Genomic DNA, 17,295 nt, shown 5'->3' on the forward strand with positions numbered 1-17,295 from the left:
CTGCAACTTCGCGTTTTCACATTAGCTTTTTGAGTTCTTAACGGAGAGGCCCGTGATGGCAGGTCATGTTTGGGACGAGCCGGCGGTTGTCGGCGATCATCTAATTTTTACACCGCATCAGGCACAATCGCACCAAAGATCAACGTTCTGCGGCTGAAAGCGCCCTTACGGCCGCCATGGATGGACGAGTTTCCCCCGACGTTGCCCGCGAAACATTCCTGGCAGCGGTGCGTCTCGCCCAGAATTAATTTCCTATGCTACTTCTCGAAAAGCGTAGGTCGCGGAATGTGTCGCTGCGAGTGCCGAGTCACGGCATTCCTACCTCGAAAGACGTAACAGGGAGCGGATTCCCGAATCGCTCGTTCCACGCCATCCTGGGCCGATGAGCACCATTTCTCGACCCCTTGTCTCCGCTGATCATCCCGACCGTTACGCCCACTGTCAGGAAAGCCTTAGAGACGAGTTTCAAAGTGTTCTCGATCGCGCAGTGGCAGCAGACTGGAGTGAACAAGAGGTGGCGTCCGCGATCGTTGAGTTGGCGGAAAACCACCTGCTCGCGACAGCCTCCAGAACGGAAACTAGGATAGTCATCGACATCATCCGCCGTATCACATAAGGCACCGTCCCGTTAGACTACGCCCATGCTCCCCTTAGGGCAGGCCGCCCCACGTCGTCAGCCGGCCGCAATGACGAATCTGCGTCCAAATTGGCACGCAGGAATACACAAAACTCCAGCACGTGGCTCTCACGGCAAGAGCTTGTCCTAGGCAGAACCGGAAGCAAACGGATCTACTACCAGCAACAGCTGAGTGTAGCAGGAGCACGGTTCAAGCGTTCGAAGATTGCTTTGCCGGGTCTGTGACTTCCTTGCTGCCGTGCGGTCAGTTCCACGGGCTGCGCGGGAGCCCTTTATCTCACTTGTTGAGCGCATCCTTTAGCGCCTTAGCTGGGACGAAGGCCAATTTCTTCGCGGCGGGAACCTTGATCGTCGCGCCAGTCGCCGGATTGCGGGCTTCGCGCTCTGCCGTGTCTTTGACCTTAAATTTTCCGAAGCCGGGCAGGGACGTTTCATTGCCGGCAATAGCAGCCTCAATGATCGAGGCAATGACAGCCTCAACAATCGTCTTGCCTTGGGCCTTAGTCAGACCATGGTCAGTGGCGATCTTATCAGCAATTTCATTTGGTAGTGGTCATTGTTGTACTCCGCATCATTATCGATGCGAATCTGACAGCTGATCCAGGCGCTGTCATTGGCGCACTGCAGAAAGCGTGGTCCAGTTGGGGGGATTTCCACAGCTTCCGTGCGCTTTTAACGTTTCAACGCTCTATCTGGGCTCACTCTTTTCTTGCCCAAGGAGCCGCCCCACTCAGGGAGACCTTTAGAGGAGGGCCAACGCGGGGGTTGGGCAGGTTTTTCGTACGGCTACCCTGCTCCGCCAATGGTCGGTGGCCGCCTCCTTCAACTTGCTGCAAATTCCGAATTGGCGTGAGGTGAGTTCAGGCACGCGTGGCTAAGCTTCGCTGGACGTGATAGCCCGCCGGCATGGCTTACAAATCCGGCGGCAAAGCTTACATACCCTTGAGTTCTCACTTATCGATCCGGGTCCAATGTTGCTCTCCCTACGCAATGTCAGCAAATCCTATACTACCGCTGAGGGTCGCCTCGAAATCTTGAAGAGCATCGATTTCGATCTCGATGCCGGAGAGAGCGTGGCGCTGACCGGTGAGTCCGGCAGTGGCAAGAGCACCTTGCTACACCTCGCGGGCGGGCTCGATCACCCCGACACCGGGCAGATCCTGTCCGTCGGCCGGGACATTGCCGCACTCGAGGATCAGGGGAGGGCAGAATACCGCCGGACGGCGGTCGGGCTGGTCTTCCAGCAGTTCAACCTCATTCCGTCGCTCGACATCGGCGCCAACATATCCTTTCACGCAAGACTTGCCGGCCGACATGATCCCGGATGGGAGCGAGAACTCGTGCAGCGGCTGGGGATCGAGCCGCTTCTCGCCCGATATCCCGACCAGCTTTCCGGCGGTCAGCAGCAGAGAGTGGCTATCGGCAGGACGCTTGCGGCGCGGCCGCCGCTGGTTCTGGCCGACGAGCCGACAGGCAATCTCGATGAAGTGACCGGGGACGCCGTCCTCGACATCATGCTGTCTTTGACCAGGAGCGCCGGTGCCGCTCTGCTGATGGTGACGCATTCTTCCCGGCTGGCGCAGAGGCTCGATCGACGGGTTCACCTGCATGGCGGAAAGATCGCCTGATGTTCTGGACCGCCGCGACGGCTCTTCTTTCCCATTGGCGCTGCCGGCCCATCCAGTTTGCGACCCTCGTGTTTGGGCTTTCGCTGGCGACGGCACTGTGGTCCGGCGTCCAGGCGATCAATGCCGAGGCGCGGGCGAGCTATGCGCGGGCCGCTTCTGTGCTCGATCAAAACGCGTTGACGCAACTCGTGCCGCGCGACGGCAATTCCATCCCGCAAGCCACGTTCGCTAATTTGCGGAGAGCGGGCTGGAATATTTCGCCCGTCATCGAGGGCGATCATCGTTTCGGAAACGTTCGCGTGCGGCTGATCGGTATCGACCCTCTGACGACGCCGGGGAAGGTGGGGGGCTTTGAGCCCGACGGATCGAACGATCTTGCCGCTTTCGTGTCGCAGCCGGGCGTCTTGATCGTCTCGCAAGCCACAGCCCTGAAACTCAGTAGCCACACGGATATGCAGATCAAGATCGCGCCGGACATTCCGGACGGCGCCGCCTTCACCGATATCGGCATGGCTGAGCGCATCCTCGAAAGGCGCGGTGAACTGAGCCGGCTCGTTGTTGCGCCGGATCAGCGGCCGGATCTGCCCGCGCTCGACAGGCTCGCCCCCGAGATCGCTATCAAACCGCCGGGCGACCGGCCCGATGTCGCACAACTCACCGACAGCTTTCACCTCAACCTGACGGCATTCGGTTTCCTTGCCTTCGCCGTCGGCCTGTTCATCGTCTACGCGACGATCGGCCTTGCTTTCGAGCAGCGGCGGGCGACGTTCCGGACTTTGCGTTCGCTCGGCGTTTCCCTTTCCTCGCTGACCCTCCTGCTGATGACGGAGCTACTGGTGCTCGCCTTCCTTGCTGGACTCGTCGGCGTCATGATTGGTTATTTCGTCGCCTCGCTGTTATTGCCGGGTGTCGCCGCCACCCTACAGGGTCTTTATGGCGCAAGCGTTCCGGGCACGCTCACTATCCGGCCTGAATGGTGGGCAACGGGGCTTGTGGTTGCAATTGCCGGAACCATAGGTTCGTCGGCTCAAAGCCTTTGGCAGGTCCGTCGCATGCCGCTCTTGACCGCTGCGCAACCGCGCGCCTGGGCACGGGCGAGGGCGGTCGGCATCCGCCTGCAGTTATTGGGTGGACTGGTTCTCTTGATCACGTCGGCCATTTTGGCGGTGTTCGGACATGGGCTGTCGACGGGCTTCGCGGTGCTCGGCTGCCTGCTGCTTGGCGCGGCGCTGATGTTGCCAGGGGTGTTGTCCGCTTTCCTGGCGCTGCTGCAGAGGCAGTCGTCGCATGCGCTGGTAACCTGGTTTTGGGCCGATACGCGGCAGCAACTGCCGGGGCTTAGCCTTGCCCTCATGGCCTTGCTGCTGGCGCTTGCGGCCAATATCGGGGTCGGCACGATGGTCTCCAGCTTCCGCTTGACATTCATCGGCTGGCTCGACCAGCGGCTGGCTGCCGAGCTTTACCTGACAGCGCGGGACGAAAACGAAGCGTCACGGCTGCGGGCATGGCTACCAGCGCATTCGACGTCGGTACTTCCGATCTGGAGCGTTGAAGGCGACGTGCTCGGCGACCGGCTGCAGATTTTTGGCGCGGCGGCAAATGACTCGACCTATCGGGAAAACTGGCCGCTTCTGTTGGGCACCGCCGATGTCTGGGACCGCGTCGCCGCAGGACAGGGTGCGCTCGTCAACGAACAGCTCTGGCGAGGAAAGAAGCTGTCAATCGGCAACGAGCTAGCCTTGCCGGGCGGATGGAGCGTTCCGGTCGTCGGGATCTATTCCGACTATGGTAATCCGAGGGGACAGGTGATCGTCGGCATCGACGCGTTGGCGGCGCATTATCCGAACGTTCCGAAACTCAGATATGGCGTGCGTATTGCGCCGGCGGACGCCCCGGCACTGAAGGAGCGGATGACATCCGAATTCGGACTTCCGGCCGAAAACGTCATCGACCAGGCCTCGCTGAAGCGGCAATCCCGTGCCGTATTCGATCAGACCTTTGCCGTGACCGGCGCCCTCAACGTTTTTACGCTCGGCGTTGCAGGTTTTGCGATGTTCTCCAGCTTGCTGACCCTGTCAGGCGTCCGACTCCCACAGCTAGCGCCCGTCTGGGCGATGGGGATCACGCGACGCGATCTCGCTCTGCTTGAAATGCTGCGTACTTTGGCGCTGTGGCTCGCAACCTTCGTTGTCGCGGTTCCTGTGGGCCTGGGGCTTGCCTGGGTGCTGCTGTCGATTGTCAATGTCGAGGCATTCGGCTGGCGCCTGCCGATGCGGATCTTTCCGACGGATTGGCTCGTGCTCGGATTGGTGGCGCTTGCCGCGGCGATTGTGTCCGTCGTCATCCCACTCAGGCGCCTGGCGACGATTGGGCCATCGGATCTACTGAGGGTGTTCGCCAATGAACGGTAGACGAACTCTGGCTGTTCTTATATCGGCAGCGTTGGCCATGGCGTTGCCGGCAGTCGCCATCCCGCAGGGGTTTGCCGGTTTGGGAAGCACGGCCGACGGTTTCGCGGTTCCTCATCCCGGGGTGCCGCTGCTGTTTCCCGCCGATCATGGTGCCCATCCCGATTTCCGGATCGAATGGTGGTACGTCACGGCAAACCTTCAAGGCGAAGACGGCGCGCAATATGGCGTGCAATGGACGCTGTTCCGTTCGGCACTTGCCCCAGGAAACCAGAGCGGCTGGTCCAACCCGCAAATCTGGATGGGCCATGCAGCTGTCACCACAAAAGGCCGGCACTTCGTTGCCGAGAAGCTCGCCCGCGGCGGTGTCGGCCAGTCCGGGGTAGAGGCCCAGCCGTTTTCCGCCTGGATCGACGACTGGGAAATGAAGGGTCTGCCGAACCCGGGCGCCGACCCATTGGACAGCGTCAGCCTGCACGCAACCGGAAAGGATTTCGGCTATGCGCTCGACCTTTCGGCAAAAGGGCCTCTCGTGCTGCAGGGCGATCAGGGTTATTCGGTGAAGTCGGCCGAAGGGCAGGCGAGCTACTATTATTCGCAGCCATTTTACGACGTCTCAGGCTCTCTCGACATTGCCGGAAAGACGGTTCGCGTGACGGGCAAGGCATGGCTAGATCGGGAATGGTCCTCGCAGCCTCTGGCCAAGGACCAGACTGGATGGGAGTGGTTTTCTCTGCATCTGGATACCGGCGAAAAGGTCATGGCGTTTCGGCTTCGCGACAGCCGCGGTGGCTATACGTCCGCGAACTGGATCTCGGCCGATGGCAAACCGATGCCCCTGCCGCCGGGATCGTTGGAAGTTACGCCCGTTCGCTCGGCGCGGATCGGGGACAGGGATGTTCCTGTGGCATGGCGGGTGCGCATCCCCCTGCGGGGATTGGACGTGACGACCGATCCGCTGAATGACCACGCATGGATGGCGACCACCACGCCCTATTGGGAAGGGCCTGTGACTTTCACGGGAAGCAGTGCAGGGCGAGGTTACCTCGAAATGACGGGGTATTGACGGTCGACCTTCAAATGCAATCGGGTGCCATTTCGAAGTCCTCACATCGCTGCTTTGCAATACGCGGCAACGGAGTGGTTGACCACCTGTGTTCGCACCGGTTCGTATCCCCTCGAGGCGTGGCCTCCAAATACGCCGCACGTTACGCTGCAATATCCGCGACGTTGCTCCCGTTCGTCCTCAGCATCGCGTCTCGGATTTGCTGCCGCAACCATGCACAGCCAAGATCGCTGTCCATCGGAAGCGGCCAGACCATTGCCACGGGTGGAAAAGAAAGCGCCAGCGGCACCGGGCTGACCTCGAGCCCCAACAGCGGCCCATAACGGGCCGCGATGCGCGATGATACGGTGGCAATCACCGCAGACGAACGAGCCGTCGCCAATATCGACATGAAATCGGGTGCTGCCGCCACCACTTCCAGTTCTGCACCCGCATGCTCCAGAGCATCCTTGACGCAGCCATGCAGGCTGTCGGTCTGGGAGATCACAGCGTGTTGTGCGGCCATATAGGCATCAAGGCCTACCGGATTGGAGAGCGTCAGCAATTGCGGATTGAAACAGCACAATACGCTGGACTGATACAGCGGTTCGCAGTGGTGCCGTGAGTCGGGCAGATAACTGCACCCCACAGACAGATCGATGACGCCCGCATCGAGCATCGCGTCGACCTCCTGCGCATCACCACCGCGAGCCAGAATACGGATGCCCGGCGCGATATCCCGCAGACGCGCCGTCAGATCGGGAAGCAGTAGTAGTTCCACTTCGCTGGAAAGTCCCAGCCGGAACGTGCGTTGCTCGGTGGCCGGATCGAATGCGTCCGCCGTCAACACGGCCGCCTGCGCCTGCCGCAAGGCCTGCCGCACGGGACCAGACAAGTTGAGGGCACGTGCCGTGGGCTTCATCACCTGTCCTACACGGATGAAAAGCTCATCCTGAAACAGCGTGCGCAGGGTGGATATATTGTGGCTCATGGCGGGTTGCTGGATTTTCAACCGCTGCGCCGCACGGGTCACGCTCATCTCTTCCATCATTGCGTCGAAGGCAACGAGAAGATTGAGGTCGAACGAACGGAGATTGAAGTGATCGATGACTTGCATGAATGATATCGATTTGATTGCTGACCGGGACATCCTTAGCTGATGGGCTGGAACTTGCAAGCCGTTCCAAACCATTACCGAAGGAGTAAACCCATGCCATCCCGTCGTTCCATTCTCAAAACTGCTTTGAGCGGCCTGATCGCTGCACCCTTCGTCGCACCGTCGATCGCCTTCGCCAAGGCACCCTATGCCGTTGTTCAGGCGCCGGCTTTCTACCGGCTGAAAATCGGCTCCATAGAGGTCACGGCCCTGTCGGACGGCACTGTAGCTCTGCCGCTGGCCAAGCTTTACACCAACACCAGCGAACAACATGCGCAGAGCGGGTTGAACGATGCCTTTTTGCCGGAAATGGTACCAACGTCCGTCAACGCCTTCCTCGTCAACACCGGGGAAAGACTGGTACTGATCGACGCAGGCACCGGTGCCTATCTAGGACCATCGCTCGGCAAACTCGTGTCCAACATTGAGGCGTCCGGCTACAATACGGATGACATCGATGATGTCGTCCTCACCCATATCCACACCGATCATTCCGGCGGGTTGATGAGCAATAGCAAGCGCACCTTCCCGAACGCCACGTTGAGGGTCAATGAGCGGGAGGCCAAATTCTGGCTGAGTGCGGCAAACGCCAAGGCGGCGACCGGCCTCGTCAAGCAGCATTTTGGCGAGGCGGATCAGTGCGTGACGCCATACGTTGAAGCCGGAAAATTCGGAACCTTCGCGGATAACGCGGCGCCCGTTCCAGGTCTTGGCTCCATTCTTTACGCGGGACATACGCCGGGTCACAGCGCCATCACGCTGGAAAGCGAAGGCCAGAAGATCGTATTCTGGGGCGACATCACCCATGGTGATATTCTGCAATTCGATGAGCCCGGCGTCGCAATCGAATTCGATATCGACCAGAAGGCGGCCGTGGCTGCACGCGACATTGCGTTCAAGCGGGCGGCGGAAGACAAATATCTGGTGGCAGGCGCGCATATCGCCTTTCCGGGCATCGGCCATGTGCGTAAAGACAGCACGAACTACGACTGGCTGCCGGTCAACTACGCTTAAGGCCGGGCGACCGGCGATCGTCCAGTGAACGGGCGGATCAGGCAACCGGCCGAAGAAGCTTCACAATAGCCTCTTCTTCTGCAGTGACGAATGTCGTTCCGCCACGGTTCCTGCCGATCTCACCTTTCAGACGAGCGTGCCCATCCTCACCAATAGGCGCCACCCGCACCTGGTCCGGGTCCACCGGACCAGGGAAGGGCCGGGCGTTGGCGTCCAATCCGACGTACAAAACCCAGCGAACTCCAGCCACTGACGGCTATAGCTGGTTCAGTCTGAGAGATGGACGGCAGCGATACAGCGATGATGCACCAGTCCCGAGGATGGCGGGGCGTTCCGTGGACCTCGAAGTATCCCGGCGTAACGACCACTACTTGTCTCTCTTCTTTGGTCAGGGCACCGCGACCATATCCTGCTCGATCACCTCACCCAGCCGACCCCCGCATCGAAGCCGGGGGCGACGATGTCGAATATGTCGTCGGTCACCGTGGCGTCGATCGTGATGCCGGGATGGGCTGGGCGAAGGAGGCGATCAGCGGGCGGGAATGTGCCCGTTTGAGCGGCTCCTGGCAGTTAATTTGAGACCGGCCGCCCACGTTCCGCACTGACTAATCCCGACGTTGTCCTATTCGCGTGAGGGGGCGGCTTTGTCGGCCGAGCGCCGAGGCTCGAAATAGCCGGTCGTGGTTCGAGTCCGTTCAAAAGCCGTATGACCGCCTCAGATAGTTAACCGCCAACGGTGTTGAAACCACCGCTGGCCGCCCATTAGGAAGCACTGAAACGGCGCGAATTTAGCTGAACAAGGGGCGGCCGGAAGCTCTTTCCAAGATTGAACTCGCTGGATGGGTTTATCTGAGGGTTTGGCCGTCAAATGGACGAAGGCTGATCTTAACTTGATTTGGCTTGATATGTCTTGGCGCGACCAATCCGATGCTCTAGTGGCTGGCCGCCGGACAGCGCCGCCGGATACGACCCGTCATCGCTACCTGCCGGCGTTTTTGAGCAGATCGATCTCCTTGGCGATCGGTCCGAGCAACTTCCGCAGGCGATTTTCTTCCCTTTTATCGAGGCGAAATCGCTGCGCAAACTCACTAACATACCAGACCTTGTCTTTTCCGGGTCGGCCTATCTGGTGCGAAGGGATCGGATACTGCATGCCGGGATCCTTTTATATAAGAGGCATTCACTTGAAGTGTCCGAGATCCAGGATGATTGTGCTGTTGCGAGCTGCAGAGTAAGCCGTCATCGCGACTTTTTGAATTCGAGGCCGCAGCGCATCGAAGGAAGCAAGATAATCACCGGCGCTCGCAGTTCGTTGGGACAATTCACCGGCCAGCACGTCGGCGGATACGAAAAAACGGACCTCGAACATGCCGTCATGCCCGAGAAAACGAACGCGTCGATGTACTTCGTCATAACTGCGCGCGAGATTGGGGAAGGAAAGGGCCATTATCGGCCCCCTTCATCCTGCCATCGATCTAACGCTTTGCCTTTTGGCAATCTGCCAATTCGAAGATCGTTTTTGAGCTCTTCGCGCTGGCCCTCCAGGGCGTGCAATAACGCCTCCTTCGTCCTGTTTCCGTTTCGGAACTCCGAATTTAGGAAGAGTGAGGCCATGTGTTTCGCGTCGGAACCGGCTTCGGCTTCGACACCTCTGAAACCTGCAGTTCTCAGGACATCCCTGATCATCGCAACATCAACGGGATCGATGTATTCAAATGATGGATTGGAAGACATATCGTCCTCCTTTGTTGGGGCAAGGGTCACGCCCTCAAAGGCAGCGCCCGTGAAAAGAGCTGCTATCGATGATATATATCGTATACAGGGCCTTCAATTACAAGTCGAGTTGGAGGAATTACAGGACCTTTGGCACCCTGCGCGAGAAAAAGTACACGTTCCGGCGCGGAATTATCCGAGGTTGTCCAGAGGCATCCAGAATGGCCGGTCATGTCCCCGAAAAATCCCGCATTCAAAAAAGGTGGTCGAGCGGTGAGCCCATCTTGCCGGACTTTCCTGACGCTGAATGTAGATTCCGATTAATAATCGGCAGTTTAGCGGTTAGTTCAATTACTATAACTTGCAAATTTTCAAAACAGGCACATATTCTTAGGTGAATGGTGAACTAAATTCGCGTGAAAGTGCGGTTTCTCTGATTGTATCGTTATAATTATTGAGAAATTCCTGCTGAATCCACCAAATTCAACCGCGGAAAGCTTTCTATTTACTTAGACCTTAAGGCGGTGACGCCTCGAAGGAATGCTACTCCGATCTCAGGTCACTCCGATCTTAGCGGTAAGATCCAGGAGGCCTCCATGACATTCGAGCACGCAAACGTGCGGACATCCTCCAAACCGTGGGGCAGCCACGATCTAGGACCCTGGAACCGCAGCGGCAACCGCGAAGCCGCAATCGGTGAACTCAAGTTTGATCGTGCCGAGACACAGGCGCCTGATCCGACCTTGCTTCTCAAACTGCTCTTCACGAAGCAGAAACTGTCGATCCAGGTTCATCCTGATGATGCCTTCGCGCAAACGATGGGGATGGCCAACGGCAAAACCGAGGCATGGTATGTGCTGTCTGCAGAAGACGGCGCCCAGGTCGCCATCGGATTGAAGCAGACGCTGACCCTGTCGGAGTTGCGAAGCGCGATCGCTGACGGATCGATCGCCGATCTTGTCAAATGGCAGGCCGCGGAAGTTGGCGATGTGTTTTTCATTCCAGCGGGAACCATCCACGCCATCGGCGCCGGTCTCGTGATTGCCGAAATCCAGCAGAGAAGCGACACGACATTCCGCCTCTTCGACCACGGGCGATCGCGCGAACTCCATATAGACCAGGCGGTGGCCGTGGCCGATCTGGAGCCGGCGAAAACGGATAGGATGCCCATGCATCTGACCGTCGAGCGAATGAAACTTGTATCCTGCGCTTTTTTCGTCCTGGAGCGGATTGATCTTCCGCCGGACGCAAACTGGGAATTGCAGGCGCAGCACGAAACCTGGGGCTTGGTCACCGCCGGGAGCGCAACCATAGGTTCGATGAACGCCGGTGTCGGAGATGCATTCTTTGCCGAAGCGGACCGAGCCGTCATCAATGTCGGGCGCCATGGACTGACGGTCCTGCTGGCCTATGCCGACAGCGCACCTCAGCCCGGACTGTTGCGCGATCTCGACGATCGTAAATCCGACCTTGCGATCCACAATTTAACGCAGGCGGGTCTTTATGACGAAAACCCGTCCAGCTTACCGTTCCGCTCGATGGAGGGGCGCCCATGACCGATCTCAAGAATATTGCGTTCATTGGCAACTCGCTCCCTCGTCGTTGTGGTATTGCGACCTTCACGACCGACCTGCAGCAGGCCGTTTCTAAATCACCTGCCGGTGTGGAGACCGCGATCGTCGCGATGACGGATCACGGTCATGCCTACGATTACCCAGCCAGCGTCTGGCTTCAGATCCCCGACGAAAGTCCGCAGGATTATATCCGTGCTGCGGAAGCTCTGAATGCCGGCGGGTTCGATGTCGTCTGCCTTCAGCATGAGTTCGGCATTTTCGGCGGCGAGGCCGGCAGCCATATTCTCGCGCTGCTTTCGCGGCTGGAGATGCCGATCGTGACCACGCTGCACACCGTGCTCGCACTGCCCAGTCCGGCTCAACGTCGCGTCCTCACGCAGATCATCGACACATCTGCGAAAGTCGTGGTGATGGCGGAAAAGGGCCGGGCACTGTTGCGCGAGGTCTATGGCGTTCCAGTCGAGAAAATCGAGGTGATCCCCCATGGAGTTCCGGACATCGCCTTCTGTGAACCCGACCTGGCAAAGACGAAGCTCGGGTTCGAGGATCGGTCCGTCATCCTGACGTTCGGGCTGCTGTCGCCCAACAAGGGAATCGAGATCATGATCGACGCGATGCCGCTGATCTTGAAGAGCCAGCCCGACGCCGTCTATGTGGTGCTGGGCGCGACCCATCCCAATCTCGTCCGCAACGAGGGGGAAGCATATCGTGAAAGCCTGGTTGCCCGCGCGCTGGATCTCAGGATTGAGAACCACGTGGTCTTCCTCGATCAGTTCGTCGACCAGGCGACGCTCCTGGACTTCATTTCCATGTGCGACGTCTATGCAACCCCCTATTTGAACGAGGCGCAGATGACGTCGGGCACGCTGGCCTATAGTTTTGGCCTGGGGAAGGCGGTCGTCTCTACGCCCTATTGGCACGCGCGCGAACTTCTGGCGGATGGACGCGGGATCCTCGTTCCTTTCAGCGATGCGGAGACGATCGGCAGGGAGATCGCGACTTTGCTTACCGACGATGTCCGGCGCAATGCCATGCGCTTGTGGGCCTATGCGAGCAGCCGGCCTATGACATGGCAGAGAACAGCCGAGCGCTATCTCTCGCTGTTCGGGGAGGCGACCCTGCGCAGACCTCGCCCCAATGTACTCGTACCGGCTAGTAACACCGTGGTGCGTAGGCTGCCTGCCTCTCCCGAACCGCAGCTCGCCTATCTTCTGTCGATGTGTGACGACACCGGGCTGTTTCAGCATGCCGTCCACTCGGTGCCCGACCGCTCGCATGGTTATTGTGTCGACGACAACGCGCGAGCGCTACTTCTGGCGGTCGCGCTCAACACACCGGGCGAGAAGCTCCTGCCGGAACCGTTGACGGCGCGCTTCGCGTCCTTCGTGCAGCACGCCTGGAATCCCGACGAAAAGCATTTCCGCAATTTCATGGGGTTCGATCGTCGCTGGCTTGAAGACAGAGGCTCCGAAGACAGCCATGGCCGAACGCTATGGGCCTTGGGAGAATGTGCCCGTAGTGATGTCAATCCCTCCCGGAGACGATGGGCGACCGGCTTGTTTGCCGAAGCCCTGCCGACGGCCGAAGGGTTTCTCTCGCCGCGCGCCTGGGCCTTTACGCTTCTCGGGCTGGATGGCTATTGCGCGATACGCGGGGACGACATCTTCGCCAAACACCTGCGGCTGCTGTTCGCGGACCGTCTGATGGATCTGCTCACCCGCGTGGAGACGGAGGACTGGACCTGGTTTGAGGAAGGTCTCTCCTATGACAATGCGCGCCTGCCCCAGGCACTGATCTTGACCGGGCTTGCCAGTGAAAGGCCTGCATATGTCGCCGCCGGGTTGAAAACCCTACGTTGGCTCATGATCTTGCAGACGGCCCCCCTCGGCCATTTCAGGCCGATTGGAACGGACGGTTTCCTCGACAGGCGGATGCCGCCGAAAGGATTTGACCAGCAGCCCGTCGAAGCCGCAGCCACCATCTCGGCCTGCCTTGCCGCGTGGCGGGCCGACCACGGCAGCGAATGGAAAGACGACGCAGCCCGCGCATTTGCCTGGTTCCTAGGCAGCAACGATCTGTCGCTGCCGCTCGTCGATCTCGACACGGGCAGCTGCAGAGACGGGCTGCACCGCACGCGGGTTAACGAGAACAGAGGCGGTGAATCCGTCGTCTCCTATCTGCTGGGGCTGGTGGAGGTTCGCAAGCTCGCGCGCATAAGCGGCCATCCCGCAACATTCGTTCCGCTTCACGCCCTGAGTGCGTGAAGTTCAATCCAGATAAAATCGAGATTACTTTGTCACAAGCCACTTTTCTGAACCGCCAGGCCCTTTTCCTACGTCCCGATCCCACACGCGTCGTCGTGCGCCCGTTCAAGCCCGCGACTGAGCCGCGGGACCTCAATCCGACGGACAAGACGCGAGCGAACCACATCGTCGATCGGGTTTTGACGCTCGACCACCAAACGGCGGAAAGCCTGCTCGCCGATGTCCTGGAAAATTTCGAAGGCCGCCACCGGAACCTGCTTGCGACGTTTGAAAATCGGGCGAGCGACATGGAGGAGGCATTCTCACCTCACGTCGAGTTCACCAAGGTGCAACGTCAGCTCGTCGGCGCCTATTTTCTGCATGAATATTCCTTCGAGGCATCGGCGTTGTTCAACCCAAGCATCGTCGTCCATCCAGATCAGTCCGGAGTCCTCCAGGGCAGCCGGCGGTTCATCCTCAGCCTGCGCGCCGTGGGCGAAGGGCATGTGTCCTCGCTGACATTTCGAACCGGATTGATCGCGGAGGATGGAAGCGTGGAAATAGAGCCGACCGCGCGGCTTGCCTCCACTCCGACAGTGCTCACGCGGATATCGGACCCGCTCGGCGAGCCCGTCGAGCTGAGCTTCAGCGCCCGGCAGCATATCAGCGAGCGGGTGATCTTTCCGATCACGCCGGCGCAGTCGAACGGCATCGAAGATGCGCGTTTCGTGGCATTCGAGGAAGGTGGGCAGAGGACGTTCTACGCGACCTATACGGCCTATAGCGGCAAGGGCATCCGCTCCGAGTTGCTGGAGACCAGCGACTTCATATCCTTCCGGATGACCCCGCTTGGTGGGTCGGCGGCAAGAAACAAGGGTATGGCACTGTTTCCCCGCAAAATTGATGGCCGCTATGCGATGATCGGACGACAGGACAACGAGAACCTTTATCTCATCTATTCCGACGACCTTTATTCTTGGGATGGAGGGGAACTGATCCTGCAGCCCAAATTTCCGTGGGAATTCGTTCAGATGGGAAACTGCGGCTCACCGATCGAGCTCGACGAAGGATGGCTGTTGCTGACCCATGGCGTCGGCGCAGTCCGCAAATATGCGATTGGCGCAGCGCTGCTCGATAAAAAGGACCCGTCCAAGGTCCTCGCCCGCTCGAGCGAACCACTGGTGCGGCCGGAGCCCTCGGAGCGGGAAGGGTATGTGCCGAACGTCGTCTACACCTGCGGCGCCATGCGCCACAACGACCAGATCGTGCTGCCATACGCGGTATGCGACACCTTCTCGAATTTTTCGACGATCAAGATTGCAGATCTTCTGCGAACGCTCGACGGCTGAGCTATTTCGCTTCTGCCGCTGCGGTGAACAATACCCGCTCGCAGCTTTTTGCTTTTCGAAGATCCCGGACCCTGCGTGATGCCGCCCCCGGGATCGCCTGTGCGTGGATAACGCCTGCCATCTATCAACATCCGAGACAGATGCAGGATGATCTCAGATAAGGCGGTCGTCTTTCTTCGCTGACAGCGCGTGGCGACGCGTGCGGTCTGCTGTCGATTTCTTATGTCCTTCTGCCGCGGCCTCGCGGATTTGATCGAAGCGGTTGTTCTCGGCCTCCTTCGGCGCGGGTTCAGATGCTGCCTGCTTTTCGAAACGGATCACGCGTCATTCTCCTGCTGTGACAGATAAGGGAGCGCCCCGATGGGGCGCCGGAGCGAGCGTTGAAGAGCACGGCTTCAGGCGGAGAGCGCGGTGCTGCAGCCTTCGGCGATGTTGCTGTCGATAGACGTTTGTCCTGGCATGGTTGCCCAGCCACCGGCTTCGATGAACTGGCGCTTCTTGTAGGTGTCCGTGAGAGCCTTGAATTCCGTCAGCTTTGCGGCGGCATCCGGCGCAGTCCTGAACCGGTCAACGCATATAGCTGACGCAAGTTGTCTGCTTGCCGTCTCGCCCGCAGTCGTCGCCGCCTTGAGGGAGGTGCCGCCCGTTACCCAGCCGCCCCAGTTGAATCCGACCACGATCGTGGCGACTGCCGTCACGACGCAGGCCCAGACGAAGACGGTCTTGGATGGCTGATAGCTGTCGAAACGCTGGAATATCGATGTCTTGCTGCTGCTCTGCATGGCCATGGGAATATCCTTTTATGGATGTTGAGGATCCGCTCCCGGTCGCGCCGGCCGAGCGGTTCAGGCACTGCTCTGCTCTCAGTATCCCATCCCGGCCACGCCGCCGTTGCCGGCTGCAGGTTCCTTCACGGGCACGTCGGCAATCATTGCCTCAGCGGTGATCAGAAGTGCTGCGATCGAACCGGCATCCTGCAAGGCGGTCCGAACCACCTTGGCGGGATCAACGATGCCGGCCTCGATCATATCGACATAGGTTTCCGTCTGCGCGTCAAAACCCTGATTGGGGTTCGTGCTGTCAGCCAGTTTTCCAATGACGATCGAGCCTTCGGCGCCGGCATTGTCGGCGATCTGCCGGATCGGGGCTTCGAGAGCCCTGAGCACGATCGAAATCCCCGCCGTCACGTCGGCATTCTCCCTCGTCAGGCCCGTCAGAGCCGATTTTGCGCGCAGCAAGGCGACGCCACCGCCTGGAACGATCCCTTCTTCGACCGCCGCGCGGGTGGCATTGAGGGCGTCGTCGATCCGGTCCTTCTTTTCCTTGACTTCAAGCTCGGTCGAGCCGCCGACACGGATCACCGCGACCCCGCCGGAGAGTTTCGCCAGTCGTTCCTGCAGCTTTTCTTTGTCGTAGTCGGAGGTCGTATCTTCGATCTGTGCCTTGATCTGGCCAATACGCGCAGCGATCTGAGATTTTTCGCCAGCGCCATCGATGATCGTGGTCGTATCCTTCTCGATCAGCACGCGCTTGGTGCGGCCGAGCATGTCGAGCGTGACATTTTCCAGCTTGATCCCGAGATCCTCGGAGATCATCTGGCCGGCCGTCAGAACGGCAATGTCGTCCAGCATGGCCTTGCGGCGATCGCCGAAGCCCGGAGCCTTGACCGCCGCGACTTTCAGGCCGCCACGCAACTTGTTGACAACCAATGTCGCCAGCGCCTCGCCTTCGACATCCTCGGAGATGATCAAAAGCGGCTTGCCGCTCTGTACCACGGCTTCCAGGATAGGCAGCAATGCCTGAAGGTTGCCGAGCTTCTTTTCGTGGATGAGGATATAGGGATCCTCCAGCTCTACGCGCATCTTCTCCGTATTGGTCACGAAATAGGGCGAAAGATAACCGCGGTCGAACTGCATGCCCTCGACGACATCGAGTTCGGTCTCGGCCGTCTTAGCCTCCTCGACCGTGATGACGCCCTCATTGCCCACCTTGTCCATCGCGTGGGCGATCATCTCGCCCACGGTCGCATCGCCATTGGCGGCGATCGTGCCGACCTGCGCGATTTCGCTCGATGAGCTGACCTTTGTGGCGCGCGCCTTGATCTCTTCCAGCACCGCCGCAACCGCAAGGTCGATGCCGCGCTTCAAGTCCATGGGGTTCATGCCGGCGGCGACCAGCTTGGCGCCTTCGCGGAAGATGGAGGCCGCAAGCACCGTTGCGGTCGTGGTGCCGTCGCCGGCAAGGTCGTTGGTCTTGGATGCCACTTCGCGCACCATCTGCGCGCCCATGTTCTCGAACTTGTCGGCAAGCTCGATTTCCTTGGCGACCGAGACGCCGTCCTTGGTGATACGCGGCGCGCCAAAGGACCTGTCGATGACGACATTGCGGCCCTTGGGGCCGAGCGTTACCTTGACGGCATTGTTGAGCAGTTCGACACCGCGAAGCAGCCGGTCGCGAGCGTCGGTGGAGAAGATGATTTCTTTGGCAGACATGGTCTGTGGTCCAGTTCGGTCTTGAGATACGGGCAC

15 protein-coding genes and 2 pseudogenes are annotated in these 17,295 nt (G+C 59.5%); 8 read left to right on the forward strand and 9 right to left on the reverse strand.

The features are described 5' to 3' along the window. Window positions 1-116: 116 nt before the first annotated feature. Window positions 117-248 carry a DUF982 domain-containing protein gene (locus C5L13_RS29605; RefSeq protein WP_105383577.1) on the forward strand — a complete coding sequence of 44 codons (132 nt, stop codon included), beginning with the start codon at window positions 117-119 and terminating at the stop codon, window positions 246-248. Between the two features lie 666 nt (window positions 249-914). Here C5L13_RS29605 and C5L13_RS11795 read toward each other — a convergent pair. Then, window positions 915-1,194 (reverse strand): annotated as a pseudogene (locus C5L13_RS11795) (HU family DNA-binding protein). 414 nt (window positions 1,195-1,608) lie between these two features. Between C5L13_RS11795 and C5L13_RS11800 the strand changes: the two are divergent. The 3 genes from C5L13_RS11800 to C5L13_RS11810 are packed head-to-tail and all read left to right on the forward strand — an operon-like array spanning window position 1,609 to window position 5,739. Beyond that, window positions 1,609-2,265 carry an ABC transporter ATP-binding protein gene (locus tag C5L13_RS11800; protein WP_105383471.1) on the forward strand — a complete coding sequence of 219 codons (657 nt, stop codon included), beginning with the start codon at window positions 1,609-1,611 and terminating at the stop codon, window positions 2,263-2,265. Beyond that, window positions 2,265-4,676, forward strand: coding sequence for an ABC transporter permease (locus C5L13_RS11805; protein ID WP_105383472.1), 2,412 nt, complete (start codon window positions 2,265-2,267; stop codon window positions 4,674-4,676). Before C5L13_RS11800 ends, C5L13_RS11805 begins: the two co-directional genes overlap by 1 nt. After that, window positions 4,666-5,739 (forward strand): lipocalin-like domain-containing protein, encoded by a 1,074-nt coding sequence (locus tag C5L13_RS11810; RefSeq protein WP_105383473.1) that lies wholly within the window; start codon window positions 4,666-4,668, stop codon window positions 5,737-5,739. Before C5L13_RS11805 ends, C5L13_RS11810 begins: the two co-directional genes overlap by 11 nt. 142 nt (window positions 5,740-5,881) lie before the next feature. Here C5L13_RS11810 and C5L13_RS11815 read toward each other — a convergent pair whose 3' ends face one another. Further along, a complete protein-coding gene (locus C5L13_RS11815; RefSeq protein ID WP_105383474.1) occupies window positions 5,882-6,835 on the reverse strand; it encodes a LysR family transcriptional regulator in 954 nt (317 codons plus the stop codon). A gap of 93 nt (window positions 6,836-6,928) precedes the next feature. Between C5L13_RS11815 and C5L13_RS11820 the strand changes: the two genes are divergently transcribed. Next, window positions 6,929-7,888 carry an MBL fold metallo-hydrolase gene (locus C5L13_RS11820; protein ID WP_105383475.1) on the forward strand — a complete coding sequence of 320 codons (960 nt, stop codon included), beginning with the start codon at window positions 6,929-6,931 and terminating at the stop codon, window positions 7,886-7,888. Window positions 7,889-8,179: 291 nt separating this feature from the next. Here the strand turns inward: C5L13_RS11820 and C5L13_RS29260 are convergent. The 4 genes and pseudogenes from C5L13_RS29260 to C5L13_RS11840 all read right to left on the reverse strand — a co-directional run. Next, a pseudogene (locus C5L13_RS29260) lies at window positions 8,180-8,430 on the reverse strand (LysR substrate-binding domain-containing protein); the annotation flags it as partial. Window positions 8,431-8,867: 437 nt separating this feature from the next. After that, a complete protein-coding gene (locus C5L13_RS28970) occupies window positions 8,868-9,041 on the reverse strand; it encodes a hypothetical protein (RefSeq protein WP_170117250.1) in 174 nt (57 codons plus the stop codon). A gap of 27 nt (window positions 9,042-9,068) precedes the next feature. Next, window positions 9,069-9,335: a DUF1488 family protein gene (locus C5L13_RS11835; protein WP_105383477.1), complete on the reverse strand. Its 267-nt coding sequence runs from the start codon at window positions 9,333-9,335 to the stop codon at window positions 9,069-9,071. Beyond that, on the reverse strand, window positions 9,335-9,622 hold the full coding sequence (locus tag C5L13_RS11840) for a hypothetical protein (RefSeq protein ID WP_105383478.1): 288 nt from the start codon (window positions 9,620-9,622) through the stop codon (window positions 9,335-9,337). The genes C5L13_RS11835 and C5L13_RS11840 overlap by 1 nt, the downstream gene beginning before the upstream one ends. Before the next feature lie 575 nt (window positions 9,623-10,197). Between C5L13_RS11840 and C5L13_RS11845 the strand changes: the two genes are divergently transcribed. The 3 genes from C5L13_RS11845 to C5L13_RS11855 are packed head-to-tail and all read left to right on the forward strand — an operon-like array spanning window position 10,198 to window position 14,767. Beyond that, the gene (locus tag C5L13_RS11845; RefSeq protein WP_105383479.1) at window positions 10,198-11,157 is read left to right on the forward strand and encodes a class I mannose-6-phosphate isomerase; all 960 of its coding nucleotides are present in this window, start codon (window positions 10,198-10,200) and stop codon (window positions 11,155-11,157) included. Then, the gene (locus tag C5L13_RS11850) at window positions 11,154-13,439 is read left to right on the forward strand and encodes a glycosyltransferase family 4 protein (RefSeq protein WP_105383480.1); all 2,286 of its coding nucleotides are present in this window, start codon (window positions 11,154-11,156) and stop codon (window positions 13,437-13,439) included. Before C5L13_RS11845 ends, C5L13_RS11850 begins: the two co-directional genes overlap by 4 nt. A 29-nt stretch (window positions 13,440-13,468) precedes the next feature. Beyond that, window positions 13,469-14,767, forward strand: coding sequence for a glycoside hydrolase family 130 protein (locus C5L13_RS11855; protein ID WP_105383481.1), 1,299 nt, complete (start codon window positions 13,469-13,471; stop codon window positions 14,765-14,767). Between the two features lie 153 nt (window positions 14,768-14,920). Here the strand turns inward: C5L13_RS11855 and C5L13_RS28975 are convergent, their stop codons facing one another. The 3 genes from C5L13_RS28975 to groL form a co-directional block, all read right to left on the reverse strand. Then, window positions 14,921-15,088, reverse strand: coding sequence for a hypothetical protein (locus C5L13_RS28975; RefSeq protein WP_170117251.1), 168 nt, complete (start codon window positions 15,086-15,088; stop codon window positions 14,921-14,923). Window positions 15,089-15,162: 74 nt separating this feature from the next. Next, window positions 15,163-15,555 carry a hypothetical protein gene (locus tag C5L13_RS11860; RefSeq protein ID WP_105383482.1) on the reverse strand — a complete coding sequence of 131 codons (393 nt, stop codon included), beginning with the start codon at window positions 15,553-15,555 and terminating at the stop codon, window positions 15,163-15,165. Window positions 15,556-15,630: 75 nt separating this feature from the next. After that, window positions 15,631-17,259 (reverse strand): chaperonin GroEL, encoded by a 1,629-nt coding sequence (gene groL / locus C5L13_RS11865; RefSeq protein ID WP_105383483.1) that lies wholly within the window; start codon window positions 17,257-17,259, stop codon window positions 15,631-15,633. Between the last annotated feature and the right edge of the window lie 36 nt (window positions 17,260-17,295).

The organism is Neorhizobium alkalisoli (assembly GCF_002968635.1).
In the GTDB taxonomy this organism is placed as follows: domain Bacteria; phylum Pseudomonadota; class Alphaproteobacteria; order Rhizobiales; family Rhizobiaceae; genus Neorhizobium; species Neorhizobium alkalisoli.

What these genes read in the sequence shown, in the direction of transcription:
- C5L13_RS28970 (WP_170117250.1), bottom strand. Translation starts at nt 9,041, where the DNA reads ATGCAGTATCCGATCCCTTCGCACCAGATAGGCCGACCCGGAAAAGAC.
- groL (WP_105383483.1), bottom strand. Translation starts at nt 17,259, where the DNA reads ATGTCTGCCAAAGAAATCATCTTCTCCACCGACGCTCGCGACCGGCTG.
- C5L13_RS11840 (WP_105383478.1), bottom strand. Translation starts at nt 9,622, where the DNA reads ATGTCTTCCAATCCATCATTTGAATACATCGATCCCGTTGATGTTGCG.
- C5L13_RS11845 (WP_105383479.1), top strand. Translation starts at nt 10,198, where the DNA reads ATGACATTCGAGCACGCAAACGTGCGGACATCCTCCAAACCGTGGGGC.
- C5L13_RS11860 (WP_105383482.1), bottom strand. Translation starts at nt 15,555, where the DNA reads ATGGCCATGCAGAGCAGCAGCAAGACATCGATATTCCAGCGTTTCGAC.
- C5L13_RS11850 (WP_105383480.1), top strand. Translation starts at nt 11,154, where the DNA reads ATGACCGATCTCAAGAATATTGCGTTCATTGGCAACTCGCTCCCTCGT.
- C5L13_RS11815 (WP_105383474.1), bottom strand. Translation starts at nt 6,835, where the DNA reads ATGCAAGTCATCGATCACTTCAATCTCCGTTCGTTCGACCTCAATCTT.
- C5L13_RS11835 (WP_105383477.1), bottom strand. Translation starts at nt 9,335, where the DNA reads ATGGCCCTTTCCTTCCCCAATCTCGCGCGCAGTTATGACGAAGTACAT.
- C5L13_RS11800 (WP_105383471.1), top strand. Translation starts at nt 1,609, where the DNA reads ATGTTGCTCTCCCTACGCAATGTCAGCAAATCCTATACTACCGCTGAG.
- C5L13_RS11820 (WP_105383475.1), top strand. Translation starts at nt 6,929, where the DNA reads ATGCCATCCCGTCGTTCCATTCTCAAAACTGCTTTGAGCGGCCTGATC.
- C5L13_RS11810 (WP_105383473.1), top strand. Translation starts at nt 4,666, where the DNA reads ATGAACGGTAGACGAACTCTGGCTGTTCTTATATCGGCAGCGTTGGCC.
- C5L13_RS11805 (WP_105383472.1), top strand. Translation starts at nt 2,265, where the DNA reads ATGTTCTGGACCGCCGCGACGGCTCTTCTTTCCCATTGGCGCTGCCGG.